Below are 13,211 nucleotides of genomic sequence, written 5' to 3'. Positions count from 1 at the left end.
GCGTGTGAAACAAGCTTGCAAAACCCTGAAAGGCAGCCGAGACATCGGGGTTTTCGCGGGATAACCCGCAAAGTCCGCCGCCCGCAAGTTTTTACAATGCAGATTCAATTCGCACGTACTGGTCAGTGCTTGTTCCAAGCCCCGGCCGTCGAGCGGTGTGGTCATCACTCAGGAAAGATTTACATGGATCGTCGTTCCATCATCAAACAGGCCGGTATTGCCGGTGTGCTCGCCGCAGGTATTGCCCCAGCCGTTCACGCCCAGGCCACCGTGCGTTGGCGCCTTGCTTCCAGCTTCCCCAAGTCGCTGGACACCATTTTTGGCAGCGCCGAAATGTTTGCGAAAACGGTACGCGCCCTGTCCGGCGGCAAGTTCGAAGTGTCGGTGCATGCAGCCGGTGAATTGATGCCGGCCTTCGGCGTGGTGGACGCGCTGCAGAGCAGCACGATCGAGATGGCGCAGACCGCCCCGTACTACTACACCGGCAAGAACTCCATCTTCGCCTTTGGCTGCGCCGTGCCGTTTGGCCTTACCGCTCGCCAGATGGATGCCTGGATGGACCATGGCAATGGCCGTAAGTTGATGGACGCGTTCTACGCCAACTACAACATCAAGAGCCGCAGCGCTGGCAACACCGGCACCCAAATGGGTGGCTGGTACCGTAAGGAAATCAAGACCGTGGCCGACCTCAAGGGCCTGAAGTTCCGCATGGGTGGTGGCCTGTTTGGCGAAGCCATGCAAAAGCTGGGTGTGGTGCCGCAAAACATGCCTGCGGGTGACGTGTACCAGGCCCTGGAAAAGGGCACGCTGGACGCCACCGAGTTCGTCGGTCCTTACGACGATGAAAAGCTGGGCTTCAACAAGGTGGCACCGTTCTACTACTACCCCGGCTGGTGGGAAGGTGGCGCCGAGCTGGAGTTCTTCATCAACGCCAAGGCTTACGCTGCGTTGCCCGCTGAGTTCCAGGCCATCGTCGATGCCGCCACCACGGTGGCTGCCCGCGACATGACTGCCAAGTACGACGCCTTCAACCCCATCGCTCTCAAGCGCCTGGTGGCCGCGAAGACCCAGCTTAAGGCCTTCCCCAAGGAGATCATGGACGCAGGCTACAAGGCCTCGATGGAAGTCTTTGCCGAGCACGAAGCCAAGTCGCCCGAGTTCAAAACCATCCACCAGGACATGCGCGCCTTCCAGCGTGACCAACTGCTGTGGGCTCGCTACTCTGAGCTGCGTTTTGACAATTACATGACCGGCGTGAAGCTGTAACTGTGTTGTCCGGGGCTGTTTTGGCAGACCCGGTTTTATTTTTCGATCCGGTAGCCTGGGCTGTACACCCTGCAGCACAGATGCCGGTTTTTTTTGGGCCCGTCATGTGCCAAAAGCGCATGTGTATAGAAGGAAAATCACCATGGATCGTCGTTCCCTGATCAAAAAGACCGGTATCGCCGGCGTGCTCGCTGCCGGCATTGCTCCGGCAGTGCATGCCCAAGCCACGGTTCGCTGGCGTCTGGCATCCAGCTTCCCCAAGTCGCTGGACACCATCTATGGCTCTGCCGATGTGTTTTCCAAGGCCGTCAAGGAAATGTCGGGCGGCAAGTTCGAAGTGTCCGTGCATGCCGCAGGCGAACTGATGCCCGCGTTTGGCGTGGTCGATGGCGTTCAAAACGGTACGGTCGAAATCGCTCACACAGCTCCGTACTATTTCTTCGGCAAGAACGAAGCGTTTGCCATTGGCGGTGCGATTCCTTTCGGCATGAACTCCCGCCAGCTCACAGCCTGGATGGTCGATGGCAACGGTACCAAGCTGATGCGCGAGTTTTATGCTCAGTACAACATCGTGAACTTCCTGGGTGGCAACACCGGCGCGCAGATGGGCGGCTGGTTCCGCAAGGAAGTGAAGTCGCCTGAAGACATCAAGGGCCTGAAGTTCCGCGTGGGCGGCTTTGGTGGCAAGGTGATCGAGCGCATGGGTGGCGTGCCACAGAACATTCCTGGCGGCGAAATCTACCAAGGCCTGGAAAAGGGCACCATCGACGCCGCAGAGTGGATCGGCCCATACGACGATCTGAAGCTGGGTTTCCACAAGGTGGCTCCGTTCTACTACTACCCAGGCTGGTGGGAAGGTAGCCTGAATCTGGAGTTCTACGTGAACCAGAAGGCTCTGGAAAGCCTGTCTGCCGAGAACCGTGCAATTGTGCGTGCTGCTGCGCACGAAGCCCACGTCAGCACACAGGCCCGCTACGACTCTCGCAACCCCGGCGCCCTCAAGCAACTGGTGGCTGCCAAGACCAAGGTCGTGCCTTTCCCGCAAACGGTGCTGGACGCTTCGTTCAAAGCCACCATGGGCCTGTATGCCGACCTCGACAAGAGCAACCCAGACTGGAAGAAGATCTACGCTGACTACCGCAATTTCCAGCGCGATCAGATCCTCTGGTTCCGCTTTGCAGAGTCTCGTTTCGACAGCTTCATGTCGTCGCAAAAGCTCTGATTGCAAACGGATGGCCTAGCGCCACTCCGGGCATGCAAAACCCCGCCAAAGCTTTGGGCTTTGGCGGGGTTTTTTTGTGGGTGCGTGCTGTAGAGGGTCTTGCGGCCTCGATGAGGAGATAGGTACTAAACGTCCTGATGCTTGAGTAGCCCGCGAGGTTGTATAGCCTCAACATATCCCTCTGGAGGTGGCGCCCTAGAGTGGGTCAGGAGAGCCATTGAGGGACGCGTATCCCAGACACAGGGGCTGCCAGGCGCCCCGTGCCTCTTGCAGTGATGTCTCGGCGTTGGTGGTCGCGCTCCATTCATATGCGAGTGCTGCCGCGTTCGCTTTGTAACCGTGAATGGCGGTGAATGTGCGCTGGCGATATGGGTAGTCGTTGGGCTCGTATCGACGATGTGAACTGATGTAGCTCGCTCCCCCCAAAAGAAAACCCGCCAGTGCTGCCACTGGCGGGTTTGTAAGGTGAGCATGATGGCAAGACCCTTGCAGGCCTTGCCATGGTCATCAGTTCTTCTTCTCAGCGTCCTGCGACAGAGATTCCTGCATGGCCTTCAGAGGATCATCTTCGGCTGCTGGGGCCTCTGATCCGGGCATGCCAGCCGTGGGATCAGCCTGCTCCATGGGTGCTGGCATGTTGGCTTCCATTTCGAGGCGAACCTTGTCCAGGTCATACACCTCGGCCTTGTCCAGCCCGCTCGAAACAATGCCAGGGAAGGTAATCACCAGGGCCACCATCAGGATCTGGATGCACAGGAAGGGAATGGCGCCCCAGTAAATCTGGGTCGTAGTCACGGGCGCAATCATCTTCTTGGTGACCTTGTCCATGTATTCCTTGGCTGGAGCCACGCTGCGCAGATAGAACAGCGCGAAGCCGAAGGGAGGGTGCATGAACGATGTCTGCATGTTGATGGCCAGCAGCACACCGAACCAGATCAGGTCGATGCCCAGTTTGTCGGCCACGGGGGCGAGCAGAGGCACCACGATGAAAGAGAGTTCAAAGAAGTCCAGGAAGAACGCCAGGAAGAACACCATGATGTTCACGACGATCAGGAAGCCCAGCTGGCCGCCTGGCAGGCCCGACAGCAGGTGTTCCACCCACAGCGGGCCATCCACGCCCTGGAAGGTCAGGCCGAAGATGGTGGCGCCCACCAGAATGAACACCACGAAGCACGACAGTTTGGTGGTGGTATTGAGGGCTTGCTTCAACAGGCTCATCGACAGACGACCGCGAATGACGGCCATGACGATGGCACCCAGCGCACCCATCGCGCCGCCTTCGGTAGGTGTTGCCACACCCAGGAAGATCGTGCCCAGCACCAGGAAGATCAGCAGCAGCGGGGGGATCAGCACGAACGTCACTCGTTCAGCCGCACGCGACAGCAGGCCCAGGCGAGTGATCTTGTTGAAGCTGGCGGCAACGAAAGCCAGGGCCACGCCGAAGCACATGGACACCACGATGGTTTCGTCCAGGGCGACCTTGTCTACGGCTTCGCCCGACCACCATGTGTGCAGTGCAGGCATGTTCTTGGCGACATAGATGGAGGCTGCCGTGCAGATGGCAGTCAACACCAGCAGCGATGGAACACCGCTCTTGCCGTTGTCTTCGCGCAGCGTACGTGCCTCGGGGGGCAGTGCAGGCACCCACTGGGGTTTGATCACTGCCAGCAAGATAACGTACAGGGCGTAGAAGCCGGTGAGCATCAGACCAGGCAGGAAGGCGCCCTTGTACATGTCACCCACGCTGCGACCCAGCTGGTCGGCAATGATGATGAGCACCAGCGATGGGGGAATGATCTGTGCCAGAGTGCCAGAGGCGGCAATCACACCGGCGGCGAGCCGTCGGTCATAGCCATACCGCAGCATGATGGGCAGCGAGATCAGGCCCATCGAAATCACCGAGGCCGCCACCACGCCGGTGGTTGCGGCGAGCAGGGCGCCCACAAAAATTACGGCCAGAGCCAGGCCGCCACGGATGGGGCCGAAGAGCTGACCAATGGTGTCCAGCAAGTCTTCGGCCATGCCGCTTCGCTCAAGAATCAATCCCATGAGCGTGAAGAACGGAATGGCCAGCAGCGTGTCGTTCTGCATGATGCCGTAGATACGCAGCGGCAAGGCCTGCAGCAGTGCCTCGGGCAATACGTTCAGCTCGATGCCGATGAAGGCGAAGAACAGGCCGCAAGCTCCCAGGCTGAAGGCGACCGGAAAGCCGACCAGCAAGAAGCAGATGAGCCCCGCAAACATGATGGGGGCGAGATTATGGGCAATAAATTCCATGGTGTGTGTCTCCCGCTCTTAGGCTTTGGCCTTGTTGCTGCCGTTGCCCTTGGCTGCCTCGGCCAGCTTGCGGATGGATTCGGCCAGTTCTTCTTCTGCCGTCTTTTCTGCTTTCTTGGCAGTGGGGTCTTCGATCAAACCCTTCAGGAAAGCCAGGCGCTTGATCAGTTCAGACACGCCTTGCAGCCACAGCAAGCCGAAGCCCAGAGGCATCATCAGATACACGGGCCAGCGGATCAGGCCGCCAGCGTTGCTGGACATTTCGCCCGACACAAAAGCGCGGGTGAAGAAGGGAATGCCGTACCACAGCACGGCCATGCACATGGGCGTGAGGAAGACGATGTAGCCAAACACGTCGATCCAGATCTGGGTGCGCTTGGAAAAGCGGCTGGAAACCACGTCCACTTTCACGTGCTCGCCCTGCAGCAGCGTGTAGCCAGCAGCCAGCAGGAACGATGCAGCGAACAGGTACCACTGCACTTCCAGAAAACCGTTGGAACTGATGTTGAACGCTTTGCGAACCACTGCGTTCACACCGCTGATGAAGGTGGAACCGAGGATCAGCCAGATCACGTATTTACCGACTTGGGTGTTAAGCCAGTCGATCCCTCTTGATAACTTCAATAGAGCCTGCATGGTGTCTCCAATAAAAAGGCTTTGCCTACAACGCGCGGTCCGCGGCAGCTGATAGCCAGCGCGGAGCCCGAACTTTTTGCACGGCGCGATTCTACGGAGCACTGTAGGCCAAGTCTGACAGCAGCGTGACGGTGTTATCCCTTTGTCAGCTTTGATTTTTCAGCTATCAAAAACGTAGCAATTAGGGTTTCTTCCTATGCGCTGGCTGCCGCTTGGGGCGGCTGAAATCCCACCAGGGAAGGACGTTGCTCATTGCCAGCACCTGCCCACTGTGCATGGGTGAATACCCGGGCAGGCTCGCCAAGTGGTCTTGCCAGACCCGCGTGAGCAGCAACTCCCGAAGCGCGCGGGTGGCTGGTTGCTCCAGCGTTGCCTTCAGGCAGGCCAGGTGGTAGCGCTCGTCCACCAGGGGCACAAAGTCCAGCCCACGCGCGCGGGCGGCCATTTCGATCCCCAGGCCCGTGTCAGCCGCACCGCTGACCACGGCCTGTGCCACTGCGGTGTGCGAGGTTTCATCGCGTTCGAAACCAGCAATGTGCTGGCCTGTGAGCCCTTCCTGCGCCAGCAGGTCTTCCAGCAGCACGCGGGTGCCGCTGCCCAGGGGGCGGTTGGCAAAGCGGGCTCCGGTGCGGGCCACGTCCGTGAGGGACTGCAGGCCGAGCGGGTTGCCCTTGGCAACGATCAGCCCTTGGGTGCGCCGTGCAAAGCCGATGATTTTGTGCAGGCCTGGCTGCAGCAGCGGTTTGTAGGTGCGTGCGGCCAGGGAGGTGGCTGCAGGTTGTTCGAGCGTGTGAAAGCCGGCGAGGGTGCAGCGGCCTTCGTTGAGTGCGCGGATGGCGTCCACGCTGCCCGTGAAGCGAATGTCCAGGTGCAGGGCGCCGGATGCGCCGGGGGTGGCCGCATGCGCGCGCAGCGATGCCAGCGCATCGTCGTGGCTGGCGTACATGGTCAGCACATGGGCACTGTCGTCAAACGCTACCGCGAAGGCGCGCTCCAGGTCGGCGTGCAGGGCCGCAATCTGGGGCGCTAGCCGCGCCTGCGCCTGTCGCTCTGCCCACAGCAGCTTGGTGCCGAACTCGCTGAGCTGCGCAGACTGGCCCTTGCCCCAGGTAACGAGCTCTCCGCCCAGTTGTTCTTCCCACCGCTTGAGCGCGCCCCACACATGGCGGTACGACATGCCCAGCGTGCGCGCTGCGGCCGAGATGGAGCCCTGCTGCGCCACGGCTTCCAGCATTTCAGGCAAGGGGTTGCGAATCTGGGCATCGCCCGCGTCGCGGCTCAGGGTGTAGTGGAGTTGGATCCTATGCACAGGATTACATATCGCTGGAGATTGGCTGGGTGCATACGATAGTCGAATCCATGTCCACTCTCACCGAAAGCGCGACAACAGCGCTGCAACTCACTTTTTCTGCCGACCCCGCGCTGTGGACCATCGTCGGCCGCTCCCTGTCGGTCAGCGCCACTGCGTGCTTGCTGGCCTGTGGTGCTGGCCTGGTGCTGGGCGCGTGGCTAGGTGTGGCCCGGTTTGCCGGGCGTGGCGCTGTGCTGGCCGTGCTCAATACCTTGCTGGCGGTGCCTTCGGTGGTAGTGGGGCTGGTGGTGTATTTGCTGCTGTCGCGCAGTGGGCCGTTGGGTAGCTGGGGCTGGCTGTTCAGTTTCAAGGCCATGGTGCTCGCCCAGGCATTGCTGGTGCTGCCTGTGGCCACGGCGCTGACCCGGCAGATGGTGGAAGACGCAGACCGTGCCCATGGCGAGCAGTTGCGCTCCCTCGGCGCCAGCCCTTTGCTGCGCAGCCTGCTGCTGGCCTGGGATGAGCGCTATGCCTTGCTCACCGTGCTGCTGGCATCGTTTGGGCGTGCCATTTCTGAAGTGGGCGCGGTGATGATCGTGGGCGGGAACATCGACGGTTTCACGCGCGTCATGACCACTGCGATTGCGCTGGAGACCAGCAAGGGGGACCTGCCCCTGGCCTTGGCGCTGGGCATGATTTTGCTGGCCGTGGTGCTGGCCCTGAATGTGGTGATTGCGCTGCTGCGCCGCTGGCGCGAGCGGGTGGACGGCAGTGCGGCAGACCTGCCGGTGGGGGTGACCGCATGAGTGGCATGCCGCCCAGCGCCGGCTCCCGCTGGCTCATGGATCTGCAGGGCGTGGATGTGCGCTTTGGTCGCGTGCACGCGCTGTCCGGCATCACGCTGCGCATCGCGCCGGGGGAGCGTGTGGCCCTGGTGGGTGCCAACGGCAGCGGCAAAAGCACCTTGCTGCGCGTGTTGCATGGGCTGGTTCCCGCCAGTGCCGGAACCTGCATTACCGCCTTGCCACACCAGCAGGCCATGCTGTTTCAGCGGCCTCACATGCTGCGCACCAGTGCGCAAAACAATGTGGCCCTGGGCCTGTGGCTGCGTGGCAGCCGCTGGGGCGCTGCCCGAAAGACGGCGCTGGCCGCACTGCAGCGGGTCGGGCTGGAATCCATCGCACAACAAAACGCCCGCACCTTGTCTGGCGGGCAACAGCAGCGTGTGGCACTGGCCCGCGCCTGGGCGCTACAGCCAGATGTATTGCTGCTGGACGAGCCCACGTCCAGCCTGGACCCCCACGCCAAGCGCGAGGTGGAGCGCATGATGGCTGACTTTGCCAACGCACAAGCCGAACAGGGGCGCGCTCAGCCCGTGACCATGCTGTTCAGCAGTCACAACCTGGGGCAGGTCAAGCGCCTGGCCAGCCGGGTGATTTATCTGGAGCACGGGCAACTGGTTGCCGATTTGCCCGTCCATGATTTTTTCAATGGTCCACTGCCCGAGGCCGCACGTCTTTTTGTCAAAGGAGAACTGGTATGAGTCAATTCAAGGTTTATCTGGCTCTGAAGCCCATCCATCAAGCGCTAGCAGCTATGCTTTTTGTAGCGTCTGGCGCGGTGTCAGCGCAGTCCATCACGATGGCATCGACCACCTCGACCGAGCAGTCGGGGCTGTTCTCGCACCTGCTGCCTGAGTTCAAGAAGGCCAGCGGCCTGGATGTGAAGGTGGTTGCGTTGGGCACCGGCCAGGCGTTGGACACGGCACGCCGTGGCGATGCTGATGTGCTGTTTGTGCACGACCAGGTGGCTGAAGAAAAGTTTGTGGCCGATGGCTGGGGCGTCAAGCGCTACCCGGTCATGTACAACGACTTCATCTTGGTGGGCCCCAAGGCGGACCCCGCGGGCGCCAAGGGCAAGGACATCGTCGAAGCCCTCAAGAAGCTGGCTGCGGGCAATGCCAACTTCGTATCGCGCGGCGACAAGAGCGGCACCCACGCGGCTGAGCTGCGTTACTGGAAGCTGTCGGGCGCTGATGCGGCCAAGGGCAGCGGCTACAAGGAGTGCGGTTGCGGCATGGGCCCCGCGCTGAACATCGCTGCCTCCAGCGGCGCCTACGCGCTGGCAGACCGTGGCACCTGGCTCAACTTCAAGAACCGTGCGGATTTGGCCATTTTGGTGGAAGGCGACGCCCGTCTGTTCAACCAGTACGGTGTGATGGTGGTGAACCCCGCCAAGCACGCCCATGTGAAGGCGCAGGACGCGCAGAAGTTTGTGGACTGGATCGTGTCGCCCACCGGTCAGGCTGTGATTGCCAGCTACAAGATTGGCGGCGAACAGCTGTTCTTCCCTAACGCGCCAAAGTGAGCGCCATGCCTGCAACCCGTTTGAACGCGTGGGGAGTGTCTTCGCTGATGCTCGGAGCAGCTGTGCTGTCGGGCTGCGCCACGCAGCAGGGCGCAGCACCCGTGAAAGCCCCTGCGGCCGGGGCTGACCCGGTGCAGGTGTATGCGGCAGGCAGCCTGCGCGATGCGCTCATCGAGATCGCACGCGACCATGAGGCCCGCACGGGCCAGAAGGTAGTGCTGACCTTAGCCGCATCGGGCCTGCTGCGGGAACGCATTGAGCAAGGCGCACCCGCCCAGGTGTTTGCCTCGGCCGATACGAAGCACCCACAGCGCCTGGCCAACCAGGGGCAGTGGCAAGCTCCCGTCGTTTTCACGCGCAATACGCTGTGCGCGCTGGCGCAGGGTACGGTGGCGGTGACCTCTGATACTTTGCTCGGCACCATGCTGCAGCCCCAGGTGCGGCTGGGCATTTCCACGCCCAAGGCTGATCCCGCGGGCGACTACGCCTGGGCTTTGTTCCAGAAGGCCGACGCGCTGCAGCCGGGCGCCACTGCGCGCCTGGAGGCCAAGGCGCTTCAGCTCACGGGTGGTGCCAATTCGGCGCAAGCTCCGGCCGGTCGCAACACTTATGCGTGGGTGATGGAGCAGAACCGCGCGGATGTGTTTCTGACCTATTGCACCAACGCCGTGGCAGCGCGGGCTGAAGTGCCCAGTCTGCAGGTAGTGGCTGTGCCCGAGGCCTTGCAAGTGGGGGCGGCTTATGGCCTCACGGTGCGCGCTGGCGCGCCTGCCCAGGCACAGGCCTTTGCCCAGGCGGTGTTACAGCCCCCGGCGCAGGCCGTGCTTCGTCGGTTGGGCTTTGCTGCACCCTGAGGCGCGCAGGGTCATTTCCTGGTCAGTTGCAAGCGCTGTGCCTTCTTGTGGGGCGCAGCGCTTTTTTATTGGAGAAGCGGGCCTGGTGGCTTCGTCAATCGTCGTCCCGCCCGTGGCTGCTGCGCCAGATGGCACGCACCAGCCAAAGACCGCACACCACTGCCCCCATGAACCCGAGAAAGCCGAACGCTGGCAGGCCAAACAGCGTGGGCCCTCCCTGTACGGTCATGACGATGGAGGAGCCGATGATCAGCGCGGCAATTACCAGTGCCATGGCCAGCCGGTTGGCCGAGCGATCAATCTGGTCGCCCACGCGCTTGAGGTGGGCCAGTTCAATGCCGACCTGCACCCGGCCACGTCGCGCGTTGCGCAGCAGGCGGCCGAGGTCGTCTGGCAGGCGCTCCAGCGTGCTCAGCGTTTGCCGCACTGATTGCCAGGCACGCCCCGCCAGGGCGCGCGGCTGGTAGCGTGCCCCCACCACCTGCTTGAGCAAGGGCAGGGCTTCTGATGCCATGTGAAAGTTCGGGTCCAGGTTGCGGCCCATGCCTTCCAATGAAATGAAGGCTTTGATGAGCAGGGCCAGATCGGAAGGCAGCGCCAGCCGGTGGTCACGCAGAATGGCCGTCACATCGGCCAGCATCTGGCCCAGGCGCAATTGGGCCAGGGGCACGCCGTGGTATTGGTCCACAAAGGCCTCGATCTCGGTCTCCAGCTGGCCGATCTGCACTCCTGGCTCGTCACCCGTCCAGTCCAGCAGCACATCGGCCACGGCCTGGGGTTGGTGCTCCACCAGGCCCAGCAGCAGTTGCAGCAACTCGTCGCGACGGCGTTGCGACAGCCGCCCAATCATCCCGAAGTCGATGAATGCGATGCGGTTGCCCGGCAGGTAAAACACATTGCCGGGATGGGGGTCTGCGTGGAAGACGCCGTCTTCCACAATCATCTTGAGCACGGCGTGGGCGCCGCGTTGGGCGAGCAGCGTGCGTTCAAAACCCGCCTCGGGCGTGAGAGCTTCCAGATGGTTGCCCGGAACCCCGTCGATGAAGTCCTGCACGTTCACTCGTTCGCGCGTGTGAGTCCAGTACACCTTGGGGATGGCGATGAAGCCCAAGGGCGCCATGTTGGCGGCAATGCGCTCGGCATGGCGGCATTCGCCGGCCAGGTCCAGCTCACGCTTGAGCGAACGGGCAAATTCGCGCACCAGTTGCTGGGGGCGGTAGGGCTTGAGTGTGGGCAGCTCGGCCTCTGCCAGTGCCGCCAGGCGCAGCAACAGGCGCAGGTCGGCCTCGATCGTGTCGGCAATACCGGGGCGGCGAATTTTGACGATGACTTCGGTGCCGTCGTGCAGGCGCGCCCGGTGGACTTGCGCGATGGAGGCTGCGGCCAGCGGCGCGGTGTCAAACCATGCGAACACAGCCTCGGGCTCATCGCCCAGGTCTTCACGCAATTGCGGGCGCAGTGCGTCAATCGGCAGGGCGGGTACGTGGCTGTGCAGCTTCTCGAACTCGGCAATCCACTCCGGGCCAAACAGGTCGGCCCGGCCCGCGAGGATCTGGCCAAACTTCACGAACGTGGGCCCCAGTTCTTCCAGCGCCAGCCGCACCTGCACGGGGGGCTCCAGCCGCGCCAGTTCAGCGGCGTGGGGCCAGTTCAGCACCTGCCCGGCGCGCTCCAGCCGGTCTGCCAGGCCCAGGCGGCGCACGGTGTCGCCAAAGCCGTGGCGCACCATCACGCCCAGAATTTCCTTGAGGCGGCCCAGGTCTCGCGCGGTGTCCAGAGTCTCGATCAGCATCTGTCGATGATAGTGCGCAAGGGGCGGGGGAGGGGGCCCCGGCACGGCCCCGGCATTTACCCGCCCAGGGTTGGCTTGTTCACCATCAGAAAGAACACCACGGCCATGGCCACAAACGCGGGGTAACCCAACCCCTCCCACCAGCGAGCGCAGCGCCAATAGGCAGCGGGCAGCGGGCTGCCGTCAGCAGCGGCTTGCTGGGCCATGTCGCGCATGCGCAGCTGCAGCCACACCACGGGTAGCCAGCACAGCCCGGCCAAGGCATACAGAGCCAGTGACCAGGCCAGCCAGGGCGTGCTCAGCGGCCACCCGGCAAGGTAGGCCATGGCCAACCCGGTGGCTGGCTGGATCAACACCGTGGGGGTGGTGATCCACCAGTCAGCACGCACGACCAGCTTCGTCACCACGGCCTGCGCCTGCACATTGCCGCTGCGGTTGGTGAAGAACATATAAAACGCGGAGCCCAGCCCGGTGCCCACCATGAGCACGCTGGAGACGATGTGCAGCCACTTGAGTAGCAAGTAGAGATTCATATGGAGTGGTTCAAGACGGCTGCCGAGCGGGGGGCGGTGCGGTGTGCCGCGCAGGGCTGGCTGGCGAAGCGCGCCACAGTACCCACAAGATGGCGGTAATGGGCAGGTTCTTGGTCAGCGGGCCCAGGGGGTGCAGCCACCAGCCGGGGTCGATGGCGGTGGCGGCCAGCGTCATGCCGATCATCACCGCAAGCGCTGTGGCATAGGCCATGCGCGACGGGCGCCAGGCCAGCCACAGGCCGATGACAGCGTCCACCGCGGCACCAGCCAGCACCACGGCCGTGGCCCAGCGTTGAAGGGGCCGGGGCAGCTTGGCGAGCAGATCCAGGCTTTGGCCGTGAAGCTCCCACACACTGACAAATGCGGTGGCAAGCCACACCACGACCAGGCTGTAGCGAAGGAGGCCGAGGGAGGGGGCTGCTTTGGTCTTGGCGCTCATGGACGGTGTGCGGTCTGGGTAGCGGTTGACGCCACGGCCTGAGTGGATTGCTGGCGCTGCCACGCGGCAATCTCTGGGGCATGGACCGCCAGAAACTGGGCCAGCCGTGCAAACCGCTGCCTGGTCTTGCGTTCGAATACCCAGCGTACAAGTGGCTCCAGAATCCAGCGCAGCCATGCCGGGCCCACGTCAACGGTGTAGGTGTAGATGAGCACCGAGCGGTCTGGCCCATCGGGCAGGTGTCGCATGGAGGCTGCCCATTGCGTGAACGGAAACGAGCGCCCGATCATCTTGGCTGCTGCGAGGGTGGGCCTGTGGTAGCTGACAAACTGCGTGCGCATGGACAGTGCACGCAGAACGCCGGCCCCGGTGTTTTCTGAAATGGCGCCCACGCTGGGGCAGGGCGCGCCATGCTGCACCTGGGTGCGGCTGACCAACGAATCCCATTGCCCCCGCCAGTGGTGGTAGTGGAAGGCGTCAAAAGCCAAATCGGCCCGCGCGGGCATGGAAAAGATCAGTTTCTGGTGGGCCATG

General features: G+C 62.6%; 13 protein-coding genes. 6 read left to right on the top strand and 7 right to left on the bottom strand.

The features are described 5' to 3' along the window. Positions 1 to 183 precede the first annotated feature (183 nt). Both BDD18_RS17865 and BDD18_RS17860 read left to right on the top strand, forming a co-directional pair. Positions 184 to 1,266 (top strand): TRAP transporter substrate-binding protein, encoded by a 1,083-nt coding sequence (locus BDD18_RS17865; RefSeq protein WP_044398218.1) that lies wholly within the window; start codon positions 184 to 186, stop codon positions 1,264 to 1,266. 142 nt (positions 1,267 to 1,408) lie between these two features. Beyond that, a complete protein-coding gene (locus BDD18_RS17860; RefSeq protein WP_067511723.1) occupies positions 1,409 to 2,488 on the top strand; it encodes a TRAP transporter substrate-binding protein in 1,080 nt (359 codons plus the stop codon). Between the two features lie 507 nt (positions 2,489 to 2,995). On the opposite strand, the gene BDD18_RS17855 is transcribed toward BDD18_RS17860, so the two are convergent. The 3 genes from BDD18_RS17855 to BDD18_RS17845 form a co-directional block, all read right to left on the bottom strand. Next, positions 2,996 to 4,765, bottom strand: coding sequence for a TRAP transporter large permease (locus BDD18_RS17855; protein WP_142084835.1), 1,770 nt, complete (start codon positions 4,763 to 4,765; stop codon positions 2,996 to 2,998). A gap of 18 nt (positions 4,766 to 4,783) precedes the next feature. After that, positions 4,784 to 5,401, bottom strand: coding sequence for a TRAP transporter small permease subunit (locus BDD18_RS17850; protein ID WP_142084834.1), 618 nt, complete (start codon positions 5,399 to 5,401; stop codon positions 4,784 to 4,786). Positions 5,402 to 5,582: 181 nt separating this feature from the next. After that, a complete protein-coding gene (locus BDD18_RS17845) occupies positions 5,583 to 6,710 on the bottom strand; it encodes a substrate-binding domain-containing protein (protein ID WP_142084832.1) in 1,128 nt (375 codons plus the stop codon). Positions 6,711 to 6,760: 50 nt separating this feature from the next. Here BDD18_RS17845 and BDD18_RS17840 point away from each other — a divergent pair, with 50 nt between their 5' ends. The 4 genes from BDD18_RS17840 to BDD18_RS17825 are packed head-to-tail and all read left to right on the top strand — an operon-like array spanning position 6,761 to position 9,913. After that, the gene (locus BDD18_RS17840; protein WP_066691216.1) at positions 6,761 to 7,498 is read left to right on the top strand and encodes an ABC transporter permease; all 738 of its coding nucleotides are present in this window, start codon (positions 6,761 to 6,763) and stop codon (positions 7,496 to 7,498) included. Positions 7,499 to 7,503: 5 nt separating this feature from the next. Then, positions 7,504 to 8,235 (top strand): ABC transporter ATP-binding protein, encoded by a 732-nt coding sequence (locus BDD18_RS17835; protein WP_244939152.1) that lies wholly within the window; start codon positions 7,504 to 7,506, stop codon positions 8,233 to 8,235. A 53-nt stretch (positions 8,236 to 8,288) separates the two neighbouring features. Continuing rightward, positions 8,289 to 9,059, top strand: a complete 771-nt coding sequence (locus BDD18_RS17830; protein WP_409855888.1) for an ABC transporter substrate-binding protein — start codon at positions 8,289 to 8,291, stop codon at positions 9,057 to 9,059. 5 nt (positions 9,060 to 9,064) lie between these two features. After that, positions 9,065 to 9,913, top strand: a complete 849-nt coding sequence (locus BDD18_RS17825) for a molybdate ABC transporter substrate-binding protein (RefSeq protein ID WP_244939135.1) — start codon at positions 9,065 to 9,067, stop codon at positions 9,911 to 9,913. Between the two features lie 94 nt (positions 9,914 to 10,007). Here BDD18_RS17825 and BDD18_RS17820 read toward each other — a convergent pair whose 3' ends face one another. The 4 genes from BDD18_RS17820 to BDD18_RS17805 are packed head-to-tail and all read right to left on the bottom strand — an operon-like array spanning position 10,008 to position 13,210. Continuing rightward, entirely contained in the window at positions 10,008 to 11,705 is a 1,698-nt protein-coding gene (locus BDD18_RS17820) for an ABC1 kinase family protein (RefSeq protein ID WP_142084830.1), read from the bottom strand. A 56-nt stretch (positions 11,706 to 11,761) separates the two neighbouring features. Next, positions 11,762 to 12,238, bottom strand: a complete 477-nt coding sequence (locus BDD18_RS17815) for a DUF2269 family protein (RefSeq protein WP_142084828.1) — start codon at positions 12,236 to 12,238, stop codon at positions 11,762 to 11,764. Between the two features lie 10 nt (positions 12,239 to 12,248). Next, on the bottom strand, positions 12,249 to 12,677 hold the full coding sequence (locus BDD18_RS17810) for a DoxX-like family protein (protein ID WP_142084826.1): 429 nt from the start codon (positions 12,675 to 12,677) through the stop codon (positions 12,249 to 12,251). Beyond that, entirely contained in the window at positions 12,674 to 13,210 is a 537-nt protein-coding gene (locus BDD18_RS17805; protein WP_142084824.1) for an SRPBCC family protein, read from the bottom strand. The genes BDD18_RS17810 and BDD18_RS17805 overlap by 4 nt, the downstream gene beginning before the upstream one ends. Position 13,211 lies beyond the last annotated feature (1 nt).

Origin of the sequence: Acidovorax temperans (assembly GCF_006716905.1) — a bacterium.
GTDB classification, from domain to species: Bacteria; Pseudomonadota; Gammaproteobacteria; order Burkholderiales; family Burkholderiaceae_C; genus Acidovorax; species Acidovorax temperans.
This window is presented reverse-complemented; position numbering and strand designations above follow the sequence as displayed.

What these genes read in the sequence shown, in the direction of transcription:
- BDD18_RS17865 (WP_044398218.1), top strand. Translation starts at nt 184, where the DNA reads ATGGATCGTCGTTCCATCATCAAACAGGCCGGTATTGCCGGTGTGCTC.
- BDD18_RS17820 (WP_142084830.1), bottom strand. Translation starts at nt 11,705, where the DNA reads ATGCTGATCGAGACTCTGGACACCGCGCGAGACCTGGGCCGCCTCAAG.
- BDD18_RS17825 (WP_244939135.1), top strand. Translation starts at nt 9,065, where the DNA reads ATGCCTGCAACCCGTTTGAACGCGTGGGGAGTGTCTTCGCTGATGCTC.
- BDD18_RS17855 (WP_142084835.1), bottom strand. Translation starts at nt 4,765, where the DNA reads ATGGAATTTATTGCCCATAATCTCGCCCCCATCATGTTTGCGGGGCTC.
- BDD18_RS17840 (WP_066691216.1), top strand. Translation starts at nt 6,761, where the DNA reads ATGTCCACTCTCACCGAAAGCGCGACAACAGCGCTGCAACTCACTTTT.
- BDD18_RS17835 (WP_244939152.1), top strand. Translation starts at nt 7,504, where the DNA reads ATGCCGCCCAGCGCCGGCTCCCGCTGGCTCATGGATCTGCAGGGCGTG.
- BDD18_RS17810 (WP_142084826.1), bottom strand. Translation starts at nt 12,677, where the DNA reads ATGAGCGCCAAGACCAAAGCAGCCCCCTCCCTCGGCCTCCTTCGCTAC.
- BDD18_RS17805 (WP_142084824.1), bottom strand. Translation starts at nt 13,210, where the DNA reads ATGGCCCACCAGAAACTGATCTTTTCCATGCCCGCGCGGGCCGATTTG.
- BDD18_RS17830 (WP_409855888.1), top strand. Translation starts at nt 8,289, where the DNA reads ATGCTTTTTGTAGCGTCTGGCGCGGTGTCAGCGCAGTCCATCACGATG.
- BDD18_RS17860 (WP_067511723.1), top strand. Translation starts at nt 1,409, where the DNA reads ATGGATCGTCGTTCCCTGATCAAAAAGACCGGTATCGCCGGCGTGCTC.
- BDD18_RS17815 (WP_142084828.1), bottom strand. Translation starts at nt 12,238, where the DNA reads ATGAATCTCTACTTGCTACTCAAGTGGCTGCACATCGTCTCCAGCGTG.
- BDD18_RS17850 (WP_142084834.1), bottom strand. Translation starts at nt 5,401, where the DNA reads ATGCAGGCTCTATTGAAGTTATCAAGAGGGATCGACTGGCTTAACACC.